At 66.4% G+C, this 16,656-nt stretch carries 20 protein-coding genes; 9 read left to right on the forward strand and 11 right to left on the reverse strand.

The genetic code is table 11. From position 1 onward, the window contains the following. Nucleotides 1–11: 11 nt before the first annotated feature. Nucleotides 12–596, reverse strand: coding sequence for a hypothetical protein (locus QW887_RS16700; protein WP_316187513.1), 585 nt, complete (start codon nt 594–596; stop codon nt 12–14). Between the two features lie 115 nt (nt 597–711). Further along, entirely contained in the window at nt 712–2,139 is a 1,428-nt protein-coding gene (locus QW887_RS16705) for a carotenoid oxygenase family protein (RefSeq protein ID WP_316187511.1), read from the reverse strand. A 136-nt stretch (nt 2,140–2,275) separates the two neighbouring features. Here QW887_RS16705 and QW887_RS16710 point away from each other — a divergent pair, with 136 nt between their 5' ends. Together QW887_RS16710 and QW887_RS16715 are read left to right on the forward strand one after the other, a co-directional pair. Beyond that, nucleotides 2,276–2,992, forward strand: coding sequence for a TetR/AcrR family transcriptional regulator (locus QW887_RS16710; protein WP_410052608.1), 717 nt, complete (start codon nt 2,276–2,278; stop codon nt 2,990–2,992). Nucleotides 2,993–3,027: 35 nt separating this feature from the next. Next, nucleotides 3,028–3,333, forward strand: coding sequence for a hypothetical protein (locus tag QW887_RS16715; RefSeq protein WP_316175768.1), 306 nt, complete (start codon nt 3,028–3,030; stop codon nt 3,331–3,333). Here the strand turns inward: QW887_RS16715 and QW887_RS16720 are convergent. Then, entirely contained in the window at nt 3,330–3,953 is a 624-nt protein-coding gene (locus tag QW887_RS16720; RefSeq protein WP_316187509.1) for a hypothetical protein, read from the reverse strand. The two genes, QW887_RS16715 and QW887_RS16720, sit on opposite strands and share 4 nt — an antisense overlap. A gap of 146 nt (nt 3,954–4,099) precedes the next feature. Between QW887_RS16720 and QW887_RS16725 the strand changes: the two genes are divergently transcribed. After that, nucleotides 4,100–4,765 carry an SET domain-containing protein gene (locus QW887_RS16725; RefSeq protein ID WP_315753117.1) on the forward strand — a complete coding sequence of 222 codons (666 nt, stop codon included), beginning with the start codon at nt 4,100–4,102 and terminating at the stop codon, nt 4,763–4,765. A gap of 25 nt (nt 4,766–4,790) precedes the next feature. Here the strand turns inward: QW887_RS16725 and QW887_RS16730 are convergent, their stop codons facing one another. The 3 genes from QW887_RS16730 to QW887_RS16740 all read right to left on the reverse strand — a co-directional run bounded on the left by QW887_RS16730 (nt 4,791) and on the right by QW887_RS16740 (nt 6,179). Further along, nucleotides 4,791–5,408 (reverse strand): class I SAM-dependent methyltransferase, encoded by a 618-nt coding sequence (locus tag QW887_RS16730; protein ID WP_316194703.1) that lies wholly within the window; start codon nt 5,406–5,408, stop codon nt 4,791–4,793. A gap of 120 nt (nt 5,409–5,528) precedes the next feature. Next, nucleotides 5,529–5,927 (reverse strand): hypothetical protein, encoded by a 399-nt coding sequence (locus QW887_RS16735; RefSeq protein WP_316194704.1) that lies wholly within the window; start codon nt 5,925–5,927, stop codon nt 5,529–5,531. 27 nt (nt 5,928–5,954) lie between these two features. Next, nucleotides 5,955–6,179: a hypothetical protein gene (locus tag QW887_RS16740; RefSeq protein WP_315716053.1), complete on the reverse strand. Its 225-nt coding sequence runs from the start codon at nt 6,177–6,179 to the stop codon at nt 5,955–5,957. A gap of 100 nt (nt 6,180–6,279) precedes the next feature. Here QW887_RS16740 and QW887_RS16745 point away from each other — a divergent pair, with 100 nt between their 5' ends. Further along, on the forward strand, nt 6,280–7,098 hold the full coding sequence (locus QW887_RS16745) for a helix-turn-helix transcriptional regulator (protein WP_315716054.1): 819 nt from the start codon (nt 6,280–6,282) through the stop codon (nt 7,096–7,098). Nucleotides 7,099–7,164: 66 nt separating this feature from the next. Then, the gene (locus QW887_RS16750; RefSeq protein ID WP_315716055.1) at nt 7,165–7,830 is read left to right on the forward strand and encodes a DsbA family oxidoreductase; all 666 of its coding nucleotides are present in this window, start codon (nt 7,165–7,167) and stop codon (nt 7,828–7,830) included. Here QW887_RS16750 and QW887_RS16755 read toward each other — a convergent pair. The 3 genes from QW887_RS16755 to QW887_RS16765 all read right to left on the reverse strand — a co-directional run bounded on the left by QW887_RS16755 (nt 7,808) and on the right by QW887_RS16765 (nt 10,858). Then, nucleotides 7,808–9,043: a GNAT family N-acetyltransferase gene (locus QW887_RS16755; protein WP_316194705.1), complete on the reverse strand. Its 1,236-nt coding sequence runs from the start codon at nt 9,041–9,043 to the stop codon at nt 7,808–7,810. The two genes, QW887_RS16750 and QW887_RS16755, sit on opposite strands and share 23 nt — an antisense overlap. 137 nt (nt 9,044–9,180) lie before the next feature. Then, a complete protein-coding gene (locus QW887_RS16760; protein WP_315716057.1) occupies nt 9,181–10,227 on the reverse strand; it encodes an HD-GYP domain-containing protein in 1,047 nt (348 codons plus the stop codon). Between the two features lie 208 nt (nt 10,228–10,435). Then, complete coding sequence (locus QW887_RS16765; RefSeq protein WP_315828226.1) at nt 10,436–10,858, reverse strand: hypothetical protein; 423 nt, start codon at nt 10,856–10,858, stop codon at nt 10,436–10,438. 222 nt (nt 10,859–11,080) lie between these two features. Between QW887_RS16765 and QW887_RS16770 the strand changes: the two genes are divergently transcribed. Next, nucleotides 11,081–12,592 carry a caspase family protein gene (locus tag QW887_RS16770; RefSeq protein WP_316194706.1) on the forward strand — a complete coding sequence of 504 codons (1,512 nt, stop codon included), beginning with the start codon at nt 11,081–11,083 and terminating at the stop codon, nt 12,590–12,592. Between the two features lie 228 nt (nt 12,593–12,820). After that, nucleotides 12,821–14,845 (forward strand): pyrroloquinoline quinone-dependent dehydrogenase, encoded by a 2,025-nt coding sequence (locus QW887_RS16775; protein WP_316194707.1) that lies wholly within the window; start codon nt 12,821–12,823, stop codon nt 14,843–14,845. A 15-nt stretch (nt 14,846–14,860) separates the two neighbouring features. On the opposite strand, the gene QW887_RS16780 is transcribed toward QW887_RS16775, so the two are convergent. Then, a complete protein-coding gene (locus QW887_RS16780; RefSeq protein WP_315716061.1) occupies nt 14,861–15,112 on the reverse strand; it encodes a PilZ domain-containing protein in 252 nt (83 codons plus the stop codon). Nucleotides 15,113–15,255: 143 nt separating this feature from the next. After that, a complete protein-coding gene (locus QW887_RS16785) occupies nt 15,256–15,714 on the reverse strand; it encodes a PaaI family thioesterase (RefSeq protein ID WP_409977944.1) in 459 nt (152 codons plus the stop codon). A gap of 260 nt (nt 15,715–15,974) precedes the next feature. Between QW887_RS16785 and QW887_RS16790 the strand changes: the two genes are divergently transcribed. Together QW887_RS16790 and QW887_RS16795 are read left to right on the forward strand one after the other, a co-directional pair. Beyond that, entirely contained in the window at nt 15,975–16,271 is a 297-nt protein-coding gene (locus tag QW887_RS16790; protein ID WP_316167077.1) for a hypothetical protein, read from the forward strand. A 120-nt stretch (nt 16,272–16,391) separates the two neighbouring features. After that, on the forward strand, nt 16,392–16,637 hold the full coding sequence (locus QW887_RS16795; protein ID WP_315828229.1) for a hypothetical protein: 246 nt from the start codon (nt 16,392–16,394) through the stop codon (nt 16,635–16,637). Nucleotides 16,638–16,656: the final 19 nt, after the last annotated feature.

The raw sequence follows: 16,656 nt of genomic DNA on the forward strand, positions 1-16,656 counted from the left end.
GCAGACCCCGGTCACGAATCTTGGCCGGACATTGCGGCGGCAGTCTGCGCTGCCACGTCCTTTGTTCGGCGGTAGTCAGGATACCAGCGCGTGAAATAAAGTGCACTATTGCGGGCGGCAAAGGCGATGGCGAGGCCGGTCCAATAGGGCAGGCCCGGCACGTAGAGCGTCATCAGGTTGCCGACGATCATCAGCAGCGCCGACACGGTCCAGGCGCCGGTGATGACGTAATTGGCGCGCAGGAAGCCCGGAATCGCCGCGGTTTCCGGCGGTACGGCCTCGAGCGCATATTGCAGCGTGAACGGCGCGCGCAGCAGCATCGAGCCGAGCGACAGCGCGAAAATGCCGCAGTCGACCGCAAGACGCACCGCGGATGCGCTGAGGGTCGGATCGATGAGGCCGAGGTAGGCGGCTACGCTTGCGAACACGATCGCCGAGCCCAGGCCGAGAATCTTGATCGAGCGTCCCTTGACGACGTCGACCGCGACAACGACCAGGCACATCGCCGTGGCCACGGCCAGGCTGAGCGTGGCCGAGACCACCGTCATCAGCGCAGCGTAGACGCCGTAGGGCGCGAGGATAAGGAAGATCGTCATGGGGTTTGCAGGCCAATCTTTACACTGCCAAGATTACTAGGGCCTGGACGTTGCCAGGTCAAGCAAATCTTGACAGTGTCAAAATTTCGTGAGACCGCAGGTTAGCTCAGCTTTATCAATGGTTTGTATTTTCGGCGCCGACCCAATTGCCATGGAAGCCATCGGGCACGCGGTGGCCCAGATGCACCAGGGCCACCGGACCGTCGCCGATGTCAGTGGCGTTGAAGACGGCGAGGTCGCTGGTGTTGGAGCCGGCGCGCCAGACCACGGTCAGCAGCCAGCCGTCGCCCTCGGCGGCATCAGGGCTGCGCGGCACGAATACCGGCTCGGACAGGGTGTCGCCGGCGGGCAGCAGATGCGTCGCCTGGCGCGTTCCGGCGCCGTCGACATGGGCAAGGCCGGACAGCGCCCCGAACAGCGGGCCGTCCGGATTGGCGCAGGCGTACCAGCCATGGCCGCTCTTGAGCCCGGCGCGGCGGTCGTCGATGCGGGGGAATTCACCGGTGAGGTCGTCGAGATAGCTCTGCGTGAAACGGTCGGTGTTGCCGGCGAGATCGAAGCTCCAGCGGCACAGCCGCGCGACCGACTTGGCCGGATCGGTCGGACGTCCGTCGGGATGCGGAAACAGCGGCGCTTCCTCGAACTGCATGACGTCGGCAATGATCCGGCTGCCGTCCTCCCAGGCATTCATGATGTGGAAGACGTAGCAGGCGTCACCGCGAAACCAGACGATGTCCTTGATGTCGCCGCTGCGCTTCATCACACCGACATAGGCGCCCTTGTCGGGCTCCCAGGCATAAGGCGGCTTGCCGGACATTGCGCGCTCGATGCTGCCGGTGAGCGGCAGGATTGGAAACAGCACGTGGTTGGCCGTGACGATGAAGTCGTGCACCATGCTGGCATAGGGCGCCTCGAAACGATCGAGACGCGTCAGTTTGCCGGCCGCATCGACCGTGCCGTAGGACAGCGCCGGCGTCAGCGGACCGGCGGCGTTGTAGCCGAAGAACAGCAATTCGCCGGTGACCGGATCGGTCTTCGGATGCGCGGTGAAGGCGCCGCGCAGGCGGCCGCCGAAATCGTGATAGCCGCGGGTGGCGAGCGTGCCGGGCTCGATCTCGGTCGGCAGATGCGCCTCTTCGAGCGCGAGCAGGCGGCCGGCATGGGCGATGATGTTGGTGTTGGCAACGCCGCCATCGGTGACCTCGGCTGGCGCGTCCGGCAGCCTGCGGCCGAAGCCGCCGAACAGCGCGCGCCCCGCGCGGCGCTCGGCCTCGAATTTCGGGGTGCGGATCCAGCGGTTGCGATAGGACGCGCGGCCGTTCTCCAGATGGAACGCGTGCAGCATGCCGTCGCCGACGAACCAGTGCGAACCCGGCGAGTCGAATTGCGGATTGGGGCCGTTGCGATAGAGCGTGCCGTTCAGCTCACGTGGCAGTTCGCCGGTGACTTTCAGGAACGGTGCGTCGCATTCGAACGGGATCGGCGCGATGTTGTCGCGCGGTGTGGGGCGCTGGCGGGCTGTGTCGTGCAACGGTCCGTTCATCGACTGTCCATTCATGGCGCTTCCTTCCCCTTGGATCCGGCTTTATCTTTACGATGTAAAGATAAGGCTACCGGCCGAGCGCCTGCAGGTCAAGGCTAATCTTTACGCTGTCAAAATTGCTTGTATAAGGAGAGGCATGACGAAGATCGAACAGGCAAGACTGAGCAGGCACCGGACGGCTATGGCGGTGGCCCGGACGCGGTCGCGCCGCGCGGTGAGCGCGGGCGAGCCGGCGGCGCCCTATCATCACGGCGCGCTGCGCGATGCGCTGCTCGAAGCGGCCGAGCGCGTGCTGGAGCGCGACGGGCTGGCCGGACTCACTTTGCGCGCGGTGGCGCGTGAGGCCGGCGTGTCGCATGCGGCGCCGACGCATCATTTCGGCGATCTCACCGGGCTGGTCAGCGAGCTCGCGGCAATCGGCTTCACGCGGTTCAATGCGGCGATGAAAGCGGCCGGCGAGCAGCCCGGCACGCCGATCGAGCGGGCGATGGCGCGGGCCCGCGCGTATGTCGCCTACGCGCAGGCCAATCCCGGCATGTACGGACTGATGTTCCGCACCGAGCGTCTGGATTATTCGCGCCCTTCGCTGCACGAGGCCGCGGAAGCCTCGTTTGCCGGACTCGCGGGATCGGTCGCCGCGCGCAGCGAAGGCCCGGTCGGCGACGAGGAGTTGTCGCTCGATCAGTCGGCGGCAATCGCCCGCGCCTGGTCGCTGGTGCATGGCTACACGATGCTGCTGCTCGACGGCCGCCTTGCCGACATTCTGCGCCGTTCGCCACCGGGCACCACGGCCGAATCGCTGCTGGAGGCGATGCTCCGGGCCACCGTGCCGAAGCTGCCGCCGGGCGCGTAGTTCGACGCACCGGAAACCGGGTGGGGGATCATGCGTTGGCAACGCATGGCACGAACCCCACGCGCTCCCTGGAGCAAGGCCAATCCGCGCAAGCGCGCCAGCAAGGTCTCACCCCGGCCGAAAAGGCGGCGGCCAAGGCGCGCGCCCGTCGGGCCGGGCGGCGCTATCCCAACCTGGTCGACAATATGCGCGTCGCGGCCAGGAAGGCGGCAAAGACCAAGACCAGCGGCCGCAAGCGGGCGGCGAAATCGAAGGCCGGGAAGGGCGCATCGAAGACGGCGAGCAGGCGCACATCCGCCGTGCGCAAGACCGCAAAGTCCGGACGGAAGTCGGCGCGCTAATTGGGCGGCAACGCCAGATCGACGGCCCGGCCGCGCATGCCGACGATCTTCGCCCTGTCCTTGCCGCAGGCAAAGCCTCGCGCCGTCTGGTCAGCCGCCTGCCGCGCCAGCTCGTTGGCATTGGAGTTGGCGGCAGCGTCGACATAGGCGACATGACACACTGGTCCGGGCGGCAGCCGGGTCACCACCAGCATCGGCTTGTCCTTCGGCCCCTTGCTGCCTTGATCGTCGTTGTCGGCGATCTGCCAGCGCTGGATGATCGCGAACGGCTTGCCGTCAGCCAGCCTCCATTCGACAGCGTTGCCGGCGGAGTTGAACGGTCCGAACCAGGTCTGAGCAGCCGGCTCCTTGGCGGCCGCGCGGACATTGCGCCCCACAGACACGGTCTGGCGAAGATCGCCTTCGCTGACGAGCAGAATCAGGCCGTCCTTGCCAGGGCAGGTCTCAGTCGAGCTGTCATCCTCCTGCTTGCCGCCGATGGTGCGGCAGTCCTTGGCGGCGGCCGATGTATAGGCGCTGGCGATGGTCTCTGCAGCCGCCTGTCCGATCCACGCCGTGCAGAGCATCAATGCGACACCGATTCGTCGCGCCACGACGCGATGTGGGAGGAATTCGGACATGCGAGGGCCCCTGATGACCGGAATTCGTCCCTGCGCAGGACGCTTCAAACTGGGGACGGCGCGAAACGGCGGCGGGAAACACCTGACATCGTCGCGAATTTATCCTAGAACGGCGGCCTCGCGAGGTCCATGTCTTCTCATCACTCATGCCTGTCATTCCGCAATCCAAACCCTATCGCATCGGCCGCTCCAAGACGGGGCTTGGTCTGTTCGCCACCCAGCCGATCAAGAAGGGCACCAAGATCATCCGCTATTTCGGTCCGCTTTTGGATTCGAAGAAGGCGGACGAGGACGCGATCGAGAACAAATATCTGTTCGAGCTCGACAAGCGCTGGACCATCGACGGCTCGATCCGAGAGAACGTCGCCCGCTACATCAATCATTCCTGCAAGCCGAACGCCGAGTCCGACGTCAAGCCGCGCAAGAAGAAGATCTTCATCCGGGCGATCAAGAACATCGAGCCCGGCGAGGAGATCAACTACGACTACGGCACGGACTACTTCAAAGCCTATCTGAAGCCGATCGGCTGCAAATGCGACGCCTGCGAGAAGAAGCGGGCCAAGAAGAAGGCCGAGGCGCGCGCCGAGCGGGCGCAGGTGAAGGCGAAGGACGTGCGCAAGGCCGAGAAGAAGGCGAAGAAAAAGGCCGAGAAGCTCGTCAAGGACAAGGCCAAGCAGCGGCCCAAGGCCAGAGCCCAATCGGGCGAGGCGGCTCGCGGCAAAGCCAAGACCCGGCGGCCGGCTGCCGGCAATCGTGGCAGGACCAAATCCACCCCGGCGAAGACGCAGACCAGCCGCGCCAAGGCGGCCTGATCCGATCGGCTCGTGTCCGGATCTCTCAGGACGGCTTCCCGAAGGCCAGCGTCGTCCAGGTGACGCCGGCCGCCCGGTTCTCCGCGCCGAGCGACTCGCCATGCCGGTTGAGCTGGAGCGTCAGCCCGAGCTGCCGCGCGGGCTCGACGATCGTCTCGGCCGCGATCTCGAACATCCGGCGGCCCGGCGGCACCGGACCATGCCGCAACGTCATGATCAGCAGTCCGCCGGGAGCAATCCGCGCCGCGATGTTGGGAAGCGCGCGTCGCCGCTGTGCCTCATCGAGATGCATCAGGACGGCGGTCAGCATGACGAGGTCGAACTGCTCGCCACGAGCGGCCAGTGCGGCGAGCTCCGGAAGGCTGTCGTCGATCCAGGTGATCGCCGGCGAGGCATGCAGTTGCATGGCGCCGACGCGCAGTGCTTCGGTCGGCTCGACGGCCACCACCTGATGTCCAAGGCCCGCGAACCAGGCGGCGTCGCGGCCCGTGCCCGCGCCGATGTCGAGCACGCGCGCGGGCGCGTTGGGCAGCAGATGAAGCACGGCGGCATGGACCTGTTCCGACGGGATGCTCTCGTAGCGCAGGAAGAGATCCTCGGCCTCGGTGGCGTAGCCTTCCGTTCCGATCACCTGAGGCTGCATCGCTACGATCTCCCGTCGATCTCCGATTATGCAGAAGATGCGTTCGCCGCGCATGTCCAAATATCGGATTGGCCGTGAGCGCCGGGCCGCTCGATCATGAAGCCCGGCGCTCACCACCGGTCAGGCCGTGACCGCGGCGGTGCTCCGGCGCAAGCCCATATACTGCAATTCGGCGAATAGGCCGGTGCCCAGCGCCTGCACTGCGACGAAGATCTCGCCGAGCACGTTCGGTGCGACCAGGCCCGAAAACAGCAGTGCGATGCTGCCGACCGTCCACGCCGCATTGCCGGCGATGACCAGGACGATCAGCGGCCTCGGCGCCACCGGCCGCGAGCCCAGCCAGCCGACGAAGCTCGCGTAGACGACCAGGAACAGGCCGGTCTCGCGCAGCAGCGCGTCGGGCAGTTGCAGCAGCGCCGCCAGCGGCGAGGCGCCGAAGGTGAGCGCGAGCCCGGCAACGCCGCTGAAGGCGGCATCGGCGAGCAGAGCGCGGCGGAGCAGGGCGGACGAGGTGATCATGTCGGGTCTCCTTCGGTTGGGGGCGGTTCAACGGAACCAGGCCAGGAGCTGACGGCGCAGGCGCGCCGGGCGCAGCGAGCGCGCTGCTCTCGTCTCGATCGCGTACACCTGTGCAAAGACGAGGCTGCCCGTGACGTACAGCAGCGGCTCCGGCATATTGAGCGAGCGCGCCAACAGCGATGTCGCGAGACCCGCCAGCCATTGGCTGGCGGCGGTGAAGGGAAGGGTCTCGAGATTGCGCTGCCTGCTCATCGTCATCTCCTGTGGTGAGGACGATGACCTGCGCCGGGAGGCATTTCGATTACCTGGCAGGTCATGGAGGTGCTGACGTCAGCGTGTTAGGTCTTGGCTCATGAATGCACAGCTTGCTTCGGCGCGCGCCGACCGCGCCAGACCCGTTCATGTCGGCGAGCACCTGCGGCAATGGCGGCAGCGGCGGCATCTGTCCCAGCTCGATCTCGCGCTCGATGCCGAGATCTCGGCGCGCCATCTGAGCTTCGTGGAAACCGGCCGCGCCGCGCCGTCGCGCGACATGGTCCTCAAACTGGCGGAGCGACTGGACGTGCCCCTGCGCGAACGCAACGTTCTGCTGGTGGCGGCTGGCTACGCGCCCGCCTTCCAGCAGCGCCCGCTGGATGATCCGGCGCTCAAGCAAGCGCGCGAGGCGATGAACCTCGTGCTCAAGGCCCACGAGCCCAACCCTGCGCTCGCGATCGACCGGCACTGGAACCTGGTCGCGGCGAACCGGATGATCGCGCCGCTGCTGTCAGGTGTCTCCGAGCGGCTGCTTGCGCCGCCCCTGAATGTGCTGCGCGTGGCGCTGCATCCGGAGGGGTTGGCGGCGCGGACGGTGAACCTTGCCGAATGGGCCGGCCATCTGCTGGAGAGACTGCACCGGCAATGCGAGGCAACCGCCGATGCCGGCTTGCTCAAGCTTTATGAGGAGCTGAAGTCCTATCCGATCCCCGCGCGATCGGCGCCGCTCGCGGCCGACAGCGTCGCGATCCCGTTGCGGCTTCGGGTCGGCGATGATGTGCTGAGCTTCTTCTCGACGACGATGGTGTTCGGCACGCCGGTCGATATCACGCTGTCGGAGCTGGCGTTGGAGACCTTCTTTCCGGCCGATGAGCTCACCGCGCTCAGACTGAAGGAGATGGTTACCTCGCCGTGACCCCGCTTGTGTTGGCCGTGCGCGGGTTTATCTTGGGCGCAGCCATGGGAACCTGGAGGCACGCGCATGAGCACCTTGAAGCCGCTGATCATCGATGTCGTCTCCGATGTCGTCTGTCCCTGGTGCTACATCGGCAAGAAGCGCATCGAGGAGGCGCTGAAGCTCGTGCCTGACGTGCCGGTCGAGGTGAACTTTCGGCCGTTCTTCCTCAATCCCTGGGTGCCGCGCGAGGGCATCAGCCGCGAGCAGTACCTCACGACCAAGTTCGGATCGGTTGAAGCCTACAAGGGCATCGCAGGCCGCGTGGTCGCGGCCGCGGAGCAGGAGGGGCTGAGCTATCATCCCGATCGTGTCGCCCGTCAGCCCAACACGATCGATTGTCATCGCCTGATCCGCTGGGCCGGCGAGATCGGCAAGGCGCCCGAGATGAAGCAGCGGCTGATGGAGTTGTATTTCCGCGACGGCGGCGATCTGACCGATGTCGAGGTGCTGGTACAGGCCGCAGCGGAGTGCGGGCTCGATGCCGAGGTGGTCCGCAAGATGCTGGCGACCGACGAGGATGTGGCGCTGGTCTCGGCCCAGGCGCAGGAGGCCGCAGAGAAGGGCATCTCCGGAGTGCCGACCTACGTCTTCGCGCAGAAATACGCCGTCTCCGGCGCGCAGGATCCGCAGATGCTGGCGCGCGCCATCCGGCAGGTGTCGGCGGAGGTCAACGCCGAGGCGGCTGAGTAGTCGGCCGGCGCTTTCGGACGGCGCGGACCGCGTGCACGGCGCGGCGTGCCACGGCGAGGCCTTCGCGTCGCGCAGTCAATGCGCCGTGAATAAGCTCGACGACCAGATCGCGCGTATAGAGCGGGATAATCACGTCGCCGATGGCAAGGCGTTCGCGCCAGATCGGGTTGATCATGGGATGGTCGGGACCGGCGGTGGAGTCGGCGGCGTTGATCTTCGGATCCGCGCAAAGGTGCCGCGTCAGGTCGAGCGTCAGCTGGACACCGGGCGAGTATTTCGCGAAGCGCTCGTCGACGCCGAGCTTGAAGAAAAAGGCGCGATCCTGATGCCGCAATACGACGCCTGCGGCGACGGTGGTGTCGCCCGCGATGAGGCTGATGATCTCGCAGGCCTCGTGCTGTGCCAGCGCCGGTGCAGCGCGTCGGATGAACGCCGCGTCGCCGTCGTGCTGGATCAGCGCAGTGCCGCGACGCCCCTTCCAACCGCTCGCCTCCAACACCAGAAAAGTCTCCAGCGCAGTGGAAACGTCGCCGGGAGAGCGCGCGACCTCGAAGCGGACGTCGCCATGCTCGGCCAGCCGATGACGCAGGCGGCGCAACTCCTTCAGCTTTTTGGCGCCGAGCGCATCATGCAGCACCGTGTCGGCGTCCCCGCTCGCATCGAGCAGGGCCCGGTCATAGGATTGCAGCACGCGCGGGCGCAGATCCACGCGACGAAGCGCCGCCTCGAACGCCTGCATCACGGAGCCTGCCAGCGACATGTCTCGCAGCAGCAGGGCGCGCGCGCCTGTTCGTCGCGCAGCGTCGAGCAGTTGCGCCGCAGCCCGCTCCGCGCTCCTTCTGTCGAGCAGCGGCGTGCACAGCGTGCCGTAGGGATGGCCGCTGGCGAGCGCGGGCAGGGGAAGCCTGCAGGCATGCCATAGAGAGGTCGTGGGCATCAGGCCGATGAGACGCGAGGGCTGATCGTCATCCCATGCGCAGAGCGCCGATGTTCCGGTGCGGCCGCGTGCCGTGGCGTTCACCGCGCGTTCCCAGCCGGGCAGGTAATAGCCGTTCGGCTCCCGCGCATGCTCCGCCAGATCCTGCCACGCCTGCGGTGAAACGGTATCGAGCGGCACCAGGTCAGCGGCGCGCACGCGTTCGAGCGGACCGGCCTGCTGGTTCCTTGCCGTCGATGAAGCAGTCGCAATCGCGCGATCGATGATCTCGGCCACGTCCCGATGGTCCCCTCGCGGCGCGGACAACCCACACCGCGGGCGACACTAGCGCAAAGCTGACAAGAGACACTTGCCGTTGGCAGACAATTCGAATCGATGCGTTAACGGCCGGTTCAGCACGTCGCCTGATGCGATCAGCGGATCAGCGCCACCTCGCGGAAGGCGCCGATCAGCGGCTTCTCGAGCTTGCCCTCCATCCCCCGGAGGATCTCGTAGGCCTTCTCGCGCGTCATCATCGGCTTGTAGCTGCGGTATTCGATCAGCGCCGAGAAGATGTCGGAGATGGTGAGGATGCGCGTCAGGTCCGGGATGCTGTCGGCCATCAGCCCATCGGGATAGCCGCTGCCGTCGAGAAATTCGTGATGGTTGCGCACCGCCTTCAGCACTTCGTCGGTGATCGCTGCGTTGTCCTTCAGTGCATCGTAACCGGCCACCGGATGGGTTTCCACCAGCGTACGTTCCTTGACGTCGAGCCGGCCCGGCTTGTCGAGAATGGTGAGCGGGATCTTGGCCTTGCCGATGTCGTGGAACATCGCGGCCATGTAGAGACGCTCCAGATCCGAACTGTGGACGCCGAGGCTCAAGCCGAAATCCACGGTGATGCCGGTCACGAGCAGGCAGTGTTGATAGGTGCCTTCGTGATGGCGGCGAACGGTGGCAAGCCAATCGGACAGACCGTTTTCCGCTATACAGTCGGCGATCCGCTTGCCCGCCCGCCGGGTCTCCTCGACGTCGATCGCTGCACCGCCCAGCACGGCTGCAAACATCGAGGCGATGCAGGACGCGCCGGCAAATGCGGCCTGTCGGTCGTCGACCGCGATGCTCTTGGCCGCAGAACCGGGACGCACATCGAGCAGCTTTCCGAGCAACTGATTGCGGCTCGGCGTGCTCGACAATACACTTGTCGCACCGAGCGCATAGGCCTGGACCGTTGACAGACGGGATTTGTTGTTGGTCAGGAAGATCCGCCGCGGAATACGCGAGAGCCGCTCCGAGATCTCCTTCAATGCGGTGATGTTGTCGACGTGGCGCAGATCGGCGGCCACGACGATCGCGTCGATGTCGCCGCCTTTGAAGTCGGCATCACCGATCAGTTCAGATGTGAGCGAGCAGCGTTCGGCCAGCATGCCGCGAAGCATAGCGAGCTTGGCCGTGTCATCGCCGACGAGGTGAACGTTCATGGAAAACCAGGTCCAGGGTCATTCCGCGTTTAGGCCCCGATGTTCCGCAGGAATTGTTAAATTTGAGCCATTCGTTCGCTGTGCGGTTGCGGATTTGCGTTAGCTAAGAACTAACAATCTGCGACCGGTGCGGTAGCCCGTTCCTGTACGCCCACCGACAGGGCGAGTTCCAGCCGACGTGGCCGATCCAGCTTGTCTTCGGAGGGAATTACTTCGTCGGCAGGACGGCTTTGTAATCTTCAGAAACACAGTCGTCGCCGGTCGCCGCGCGCCGCCGGTCGATGATCTCGTTGTGCCTGATCAAGAGCCGATAGGTCTGGCGCCGGAGCGCGGTCCCACTGGCGGATATGATCTGAGCCCGCACGCAGGCGGTCCATGTATCGCCGGCATCGGCATGTCGGGCGGATGTGGCCTCGACATCACGTGGCAGCGTCGTTGCGACGAAGATCATGTCGAGATTCTTGCGCACGAGAAGCGCGACATCTGGCGCGGCTTCGGGCTGCGGCGGCTCGGGCGCCTTGGCCCGCATGAAGGCCGGCAGGCGCGCATTGCTGTCGGCGGCGCAGCCGATCAGGAGCAGGGCCGAGAGCAGCCCCGAGAGCAGCCCCACGCGTGACGCAATCCGCCGCATGCCGCATCGTCCCCCATTGCGGCGCGCACGCTAGCGAGAGATCGCGGCATTGCTGCGGGAGACTCGTGCCGCAACGATGTCCGGTCGCGGCCGGCGGCGGTCATGCGCGCGCGAACGGCGCCGGCCGTCCGGCATCGTGCTCACCGGATTGTGCTCGTCGGGATGAACCGGGCCGCGAACCGGCTCGACCAACAGGCACGCCATGAGCAGATTGGAGATCCCATGTTTCGGCACGCTCTCAGGGCTGCATTGCTCGCCGGCGGCCTGTTTGCCGGCCTTGCTCCCGCATTGGCTGAAAGCAGCAGGCTGGCGCTGGTGATCGGGCAGTCGGCCTATCGTTCGGTGACGCCGCTGCCGAATCCCGCCAGCGATGCCAAGGCAATGGCGAAGATGCTGGGTGAAGCGGGGTTCGACGTGACGACCGCCGCCGATCTGTCGCAGCGGGACCTCAACAGGGAGGTCGGCGACTTCGCCGCCAAGATCGCGGCCAAGGGACCCGACACGGTGGCGCTGGTGTTCTATGCCGGCCACGGACTGCAGATCGATGGCGAGAACTATCTCGTACCCGTGGACGTCGATCCGCGACGTGAAGCCGACATTCCGCTGCAGGCCGTGCGTCTCAACGATCTCCTGAACACGCTCAATTCGGTGCCGAGCCGGATGCGAATCCTGCTGCTCGACGCCTGCCGCAACAATCCGTTTCCCGCCATCAGCCAGAACGCGGGCCGTGGCCTCGCGCTGGTCGACACAAAGACGGGAGCGCCGGGCACCTTCCTGTCCTACTCGACCTCGCCCGGCGCGGAAGCCGAGGATGGCACCGGCGCCAACAGCCCCTATACCACCGCACTGCTGCAGGCGGCGCGGGAGCCGGACCTTCCCATCGAGCAGGCGTTCAAGCGCGTGCGCGTTGCGGTGAACAAGGTCACCGAGGGCCGGCAGACGCCGTGGGATTCGTCGTCCTTGACGGAGGATTTTCGCTTCGTCGGGTCGGCGGATGGGGGCGCTGCCAATGCCGGCCCGCGGCCGGTCGTCGCCAAGCGCAGCGTCGACGAATGGAAGCGCAGCCTGGAGGGCAAGCCGATCGAGGCCGCCAACGAAATCATCGTCGGCGACGGCAGCGTCGAGGCGTATGAGGCCTTCGTGACGCTCTACACCGCGCCGCCCTATGGCCCGCAGGCGCGCGAATGGCTCGACCTCCACAACAGGATGGCAGCCTGGAACGAGGCGGTGCTGATCAATACGGTGGCGTCCTATCAGGGCTTTCTCGACCGCTATCCGAACAGCGACCTGACCCCGACCGCGCGCAAGCTGATCGAGCGCCTGCGCAACCGGCCCGTGGTGACGCCGGTGGTGGCGGCCGCCAATGCAGCGATCCCGGCCGCCACTTCGGCAACCCTGCCGGTCGTGCCGGCCGTTGCCGCGGCAGGCCCGACCTGCCCATGCTCGCAGACGCCTCCGCCGGCTCGGAAGTCTGAGACGCCGAAGCGGGTCGAAGAGAAGCCGGCGAGGAAGCGCGACGAGGACCCTCCCAAGCGCGCCGGCCGCACGCCCCGACGCGACCCTGACGACGATGTCGTCGTCTACGCGCCACCGCCTCCGCCGCGCGCGTATTATGGACCGCCGGTGCGCGTGGCGCCGCCGGTCAGTATCGGGATCGGCATCGGCGGCGGCTATGGCGGTGGCTATGGGCGGGCACCTCAGAACTATCCGACACGGCGCGGCTATGGCTACTGAAGCTGGCTGACGTCTGCGCATCGCTGTGGCCGCCCGCAAGGGCGGCCACTGATGTTTGGCGGGGGACGTTCGTTCGGGTCATCCTCTCGGTTCTGCCATTCGTCATCGCTCCTCACCACTCGTCCCGCGGATGCCGCCGCCCGTCCCATCCTGCTCGATCCGCCCGCGAAGGCTGCTTTCATCGTCCCGGTGCGTCGCTTCGGATGCAGTCTGCGGGAGGGAAGGGTCATGTCATTGCGTCGAGCAGGTGTTTGCGCGGTCCTCGTCGGGAGCCAGTTGACGGTCGTGCCGGCCCTTGGCTGGCAGCACTGGGGCGGCGATGCCGGTGGAACGCGGTTCTCGCCGCTGGCGCAGATCACGCCTTCCAATGTCGATCGGCTGGTGCCTGCCTGGGACTATCACACCGGGGATCTGCAGAGCCGGCCGCCCGCGGCAGCCTTGCGGACCAAGTTCGAGGCGACGCCGATCCTGGTCGAGGACAGCCTGGTGTTCTGCACGCCGTTCAATGAGGTGGTCGCGCTCGATCCCGGCACCGGCGTGCAGCGCTGGCGTTTCGATCCCAAGGTCGGTGACGGGCGGCGCCCGGCCAATCGCTATGCCTGCCGCGGCGTTGCCCATTGGGTGGACGAGCGGGCGCCGGCCGGCGCGGCATGCCGCAGCAGGCTGTTCATGGGCACGGTCGATGCTCGCCTGATCGCCCTCGACGCGCAAACGGGACAGCCCTGCGCCGGCTTTGGATCGGACGGCGAAGCGCGGATCGACATTTCCAAGGATCTGCTATGGCCGGGCGAGTTCCAGATCACCTCGGCGCCGGTGGTGGGCGGGGGTGTCGTGGTGGTCGGCTCATCGATCGGCGACAATGTGCGGGTCGATGCGCCCAAAGGCACGGTCCGCGGTTTCGATGCGCGCACCGGCGCGCTGCGTTGGAGTTTCGATCCGTTGATCCATGACGGCATCGCGGCGGGACATGCGAACGTCTGGGCGCCGATGTCGGTCGACGAGACGCGCGGCCTCGTCTTCCTTCCGACCTCGTCGCCCAGTCCGGATTTCTTCGGCGGTGCGCGTCCGGGTGACAACCGGCATGCCGATTCCGTGGTCGCTTTGCGGATTGAAAGCGGCGAACTGGCCTGGTCGTTTCAGACCACGCACCACGACGTCTGGGATTACGATCTGCCGGCGCAGCCGACGTTGGCCCGAATCGATGCCGGGCAGGGGGCGCGTGACGTCGTCATACAGCCGACCAAGCAGGGCTTCGTGTTCGTGCTCGACCGCGACACCGGCGCGCCGGTCTGGCCGGTGGAGGAGCGCGCAGTGCCGCAAGGCGCCGCCGAGGGTGAGGTTCTATCACCGACGCAGCCATTCCCGACCCATGTGCCGCCGCTGCTCGATCAGCGCTTCGCAGCGGATGATATTTTCAGGGCCGTGCCGCGCGTCCTGGATTCCTCCTGCGACGATCAGCTCGCGCCATTGCGCAATGAGGGTTTGTACACGCCGCCCACGATCCAGGGCACGTTGCTGTTTCCGATGACCGGCGGCGGCGTGAACTGGGGCGGGGCGGCGTTCGATCCCGTCCATCAGATCCTCTACGCCAATGTCAGCCGTGCCATCCACATCGTCCGGCTGATCCCGCGCGCGGAAGCTGATGGGATGACGCCGCCGCGTGGTGCCGATGTCGGGCTGCAGCGCGGGTCGCCGTTCGCGGTGACGCGGGTGGTCGCCATGTCCAAGCTCGGCCTGTTGTGCAACCGGCCGCCATGGGGCGAAATGGTCGCGGTCGATCTCAAGGCCGGCAAGATCCTGTGGCGCTCGACCGTCGGCACCACCGAGGATCGCGCACCGCTCGGGCTGGCGTTCAAATGGGGTACGCCGCTCGTCAACGGCGTCGTGGTCACAGCCGGCGGCCTCGTCTTCACCGGCGCAATGGACGCCTATCTGCGCGCCTTTGATGCTGTCTCAGGTCAGGAGCTCTGGCAGGGCCGGTTGCCCGCGCCGGGCGTCGCCAATCCGATGACCTATGAATGGAAGGGCGAGCAATTCGTGGTGATCGCAGCTGGCGGCCATTCGGAGGCGGGAACGTCGCTCGGCGACAGCGTCGTGGCGTTTCGGCTGGCGCGCGATGGCGAAGGTCCCTCGCTATGGTCACGGACGATTGATCGTCCGGGCGGACGGTTCGCCGCCGGCGCCCTGCTCGCGACCGGGGTGCTGGTCGGCCTGTTGGTGACGTTGTGGCGATGGCGCCTGCGGCGGGTCTAGCCCGCCGGACCGCTATCAGTCGAATGCCACGCCGATCCGCTTGTCGTGGCTCCAGACTGCGTGGCAGCGCCGCGTGAATTTGTCGGCTGGGATCACCAGCGTGAAGGCTTCGGGCAGACCGACCGGACTGACCACCTCGACCCTGGCGCCGGTGTCGGACATGTTGCGGACCATGCAATCGACCGCGCCGCCGCCGTCGAATGCCAGCCTGCCCTGCTTCAGCACCCGATGCCTCGGTGCAATGCGCTTGTCACTCGTCTCGCTCATGGCCTGTATTCCGGTGCCGGACGGCGTCACCTTTCGCGTCAAAAGCACCTAAAATAAATCAGGCTCGCGTTTCGATCAGATGAATCCGGCGTGCGAAGCCAGGGCTGTCGCCTTCACGTTTCGTTAACCCGGCAGGCCGCGGATCAGAGCATCGCGAAGGCGCTCGACACCATGGCCACCGGCTTGCCATCGCCGGCGCTGGTCAGTGTGACCCGGCCGAAGCTCATGGTGCGGCCCATCCGCACCACGCGTGCATCGGCCATCACGTCGGCGGAAGCAATGGCGCGCATGAAATGCGTAGTCTGGTCGACAGTGGTCATCGGCCGGTAGCCGCCGCTGGCGGTGACCATCCCGATCACCATCGCGGTATCGGCAAAAGCCATCAGCGCCTGGCCGCAGACGACGCCATTGTCGCGGCAGAGCCGCGGCGAGAACGGCATGCGCAGGATGGCGCCGGCTTCGCCCTGCGGAGACGGCGCGATGTCCTCGACAATCAAGCCAAGATCCTTGATCCAGGGCGCGAACACGTCATCAAGGATGCGCCTCGCGTCGTCGGTGGTGAAGTTCAGGGTCTCGTTCGGCACGCGCGGAGGTCCTTCCATGATCGTGTCATCGACGTGTCTCGGCATCGACTTGCCTCGCCGCGATCGGCGGAGCTGCCGGAATGTTGCCGCAGAGCGGCGGCTTGAAAAGGCCGGAGTTGGAAAACTATGATGATGGCCTGCCGTGGAACAGACGGGAGGTGCGCGCAGACGATGCGGCCGTGAACATCCCGACCTGCGCTCCACCGTTCCGGCACAGTGCCGCGGGCTTGGCGCATGGCGAAGCGATGGTATAAGGCGCCTATACCGGGGAGTAACCAATGAAGAAGCTGATCGTGACGATGGCGGTCGCCGTGCTGGCCGGCTGGGCGGTTCCCGCAATGGCGCAGATGCCCAACATCAACCTTCTCGCCGACGGTCCCTCCAAGTCGCCCGAGGAGAAAGAGGCCGAAGCGGCGCGGGAGCAGGCCTACAGGGACACCATGCGCAAGATTCCGGACGCCAAGACGAGCACCGATCCCTGGGGCAACGTCCGGGCGGCCGAGCAGCCCAAGGCGGCGCCTGCCATGAAGACCACCGCGGCCAAGAAGCCGAAGGCTGCCGGCAGCACCAACTGAGATTTATCACGCTCGGGTCGGGCGGGCTCTGACCCTTCCGGGCCCGCTTGCCGATTGCGGACTCGGATTCCTCGCGGCCCCGTCTATATTGACGGTGTGGCAGCGCGTTGGAGTTCGTCGATGGGGATGCGCCCCCGGGACATTGCCAGCCGGATGGCGGCCCGGCGCCAGAAGGGCGCCGTGGGGGCTCGCGACGGCTACGTTCGCGACACGTTCACGCTGCCGCGCGAGCAAGCGCGCGCCAAGGCCCGCGACTATCTGACCCGCTATCCCAAGGCCGGCTACATGAGCGCCGTCGAAAGCTGGCGCGAGCTTCCCGATGGGGCCATCGAGTTCACGATGCGGCGGCTTCCCAGCGCCGATTGAACGATTGCCGCGAGCGCCT

This window comes from Bradyrhizobium sp. SZCCHNRI3052 (assembly GCF_032484895.1).
In the GTDB taxonomy this organism is placed as follows: Bacteria; Pseudomonadota; Alphaproteobacteria; order Rhizobiales; family Xanthobacteraceae; genus Bradyrhizobium.

Coding starts and splice junctions, on each gene's coding strand:
- QW887_RS16700 (WP_316187513.1), bottom strand. CDS start 596: ATGACGATCTTCCTTATCCTCGCGCCCTACGGCGTCTACGCTGCGCTG.
- QW887_RS16705 (WP_316187511.1), bottom strand. CDS start 2,139: ATGAACGGACCGTTGCACGACACAGCCCGCCAGCGCCCCACACCGCGC.
- QW887_RS16710 (WP_410052608.1), top strand. CDS start 2,276: ATGACGAAGATCGAACAGGCAAGACTGAGCAGGCACCGGACGGCTATG.
- QW887_RS16720 (WP_316187509.1), bottom strand. CDS start 3,953: ATGTCCGAATTCCTCCCACATCGCGTCGTGGCGCGACGAATCGGTGTC.
- QW887_RS16725 (WP_315753117.1), top strand. CDS start 4,100: ATGCCTGTCATTCCGCAATCCAAACCCTATCGCATCGGCCGCTCCAAG.
- QW887_RS16730 (WP_316194703.1), bottom strand. CDS start 5,408: ATGCAGCCTCAGGTGATCGGAACGGAAGGCTACGCCACCGAGGCCGAG.
- QW887_RS16735 (WP_316194704.1), bottom strand. CDS start 5,927: ATGATCACCTCGTCCGCCCTGCTCCGCCGCGCTCTGCTCGCCGATGCC.
- QW887_RS16740 (WP_315716053.1), bottom strand. CDS start 6,179: ATGAGCAGGCAGCGCAATCTCGAGACCCTTCCCTTCACCGCCGCCAGC.
- QW887_RS16745 (WP_315716054.1), top strand. CDS start 6,280: ATGAATGCACAGCTTGCTTCGGCGCGCGCCGACCGCGCCAGACCCGTT.
- QW887_RS16750 (WP_315716055.1), top strand. CDS start 7,165: ATGAGCACCTTGAAGCCGCTGATCATCGATGTCGTCTCCGATGTCGTC.
- QW887_RS16760 (WP_315716057.1), bottom strand. CDS start 10,227: ATGAACGTTCACCTCGTCGGCGATGACACGGCCAAGCTCGCTATGCTT.
- QW887_RS16765 (WP_315828226.1), bottom strand. CDS start 10,858: ATGCGGCGGATTGCGTCACGCGTGGGGCTGCTCTCGGGGCTGCTCTCG.
- QW887_RS16770 (WP_316194706.1), top strand. CDS start 11,081: ATGTTTCGGCACGCTCTCAGGGCTGCATTGCTCGCCGGCGGCCTGTTT.
- QW887_RS16775 (WP_316194707.1), top strand. CDS start 12,821: ATGTCATTGCGTCGAGCAGGTGTTTGCGCGGTCCTCGTCGGGAGCCAG.
- QW887_RS16780 (WP_315716061.1), bottom strand. CDS start 15,112: ATGAGCGAGACGAGTGACAAGCGCATTGCACCGAGGCATCGGGTGCTG.
- QW887_RS16785 (WP_409977944.1), bottom strand. CDS start 15,714: ATGGAAGGACCTCCGCGCGTGCCGAACGAGACCCTGAACTTCACCACC.
- QW887_RS16790 (WP_316167077.1), top strand. CDS start 15,975: ATGAAGAAGCTGATCGTGACGATGGCGGTCGCCGTGCTGGCCGGCTGG.
- QW887_RS16795 (WP_315828229.1), top strand. CDS start 16,392: ATGGGGATGCGCCCCCGGGACATTGCCAGCCGGATGGCGGCCCGGCGC.